This is a genomic window from Streptomyces sp. NRRL S-495 (assembly GCF_000966955.1).
In the GTDB taxonomy this organism is placed as follows: Bacteria; Actinomycetota; Actinomycetes; order Streptomycetales; family Streptomycetaceae; genus Kitasatospora; species Kitasatospora purpeofusca.
On record NZ_JZWY01001331.1, the window covers coordinates 1 to 491 of the forward strand.

Sequence of the window (491 nt, forward strand, 5' to 3'; positions counted from 1 at the left end):
TGGTCGTCGGCGATCTCGATGCAGCCACCGCCACCGTCGCTGTAAGTGCTCTTCCGCCACGACATGGTCCGGGAGTTCCCTTCTGTTGGCCTGAGATCCACGGTAGGTGAAGGGAATGCCGGGTGTCAGAGGATGTCGAACTCGTCGTGCTTGACGGCGGTGACGAAGGCGCGCCAGGCGTCGGCGGGGAAGAGGAAGGCGGGGCCGGCGGGGTCCTGGGAGTGTCGGACGGGGACGAGGCCGGGGTGGTCGTCGGCGATCTCGACGCATTCGCCGCCTTGGCCGCTGTAGGTGCTCTTCCGCCACGACATGGTCCGGGAGTTCCCTTCTGTTGGCCTGAGGTCCACGGTAGGGGGAGGGGGCCGGGTTGTCAGAGGATGTCGAACTCGTCGTGCTTGACGGCGGTGACGAAGGCGCGCCAGGCGTCGGCGGGGAAGAGGAGGGCGGGGCCGGCGGGGTTCTTGGAGTCACGGACGGGGACGAGGCCGGGG

At 68.4% G+C, this 491-nt stretch carries 3 protein-coding genes; all 3 read right to left on the minus strand.

Annotated elements, in window-relative coordinates; translation table 11 throughout:
- Positions 1 to 65, minus strand: a 65-nt coding sequence (locus VR45_RS50955) for a DUF397 domain-containing protein (RefSeq protein WP_353612762.1), incomplete at its 3' end; no start/stop codon positions are given.
- A 60-nt stretch (positions 66 to 125) separates the two neighbouring features.
- The gene (locus VR45_RS41525; protein ID WP_045945172.1) at positions 126 to 311 is read right to left on the minus strand and encodes a DUF397 domain-containing protein; all 186 of its coding nucleotides are present in this window, start codon (positions 309 to 311) and stop codon (positions 126 to 128) included.
- A gap of 59 nt (positions 312 to 370) precedes the next feature.
- Positions 371 to 491 (minus strand): DUF397 domain-containing protein (locus VR45_RS45200; RefSeq protein WP_159394573.1); only part of this gene is annotated, 121 nt, incomplete at its 5' end.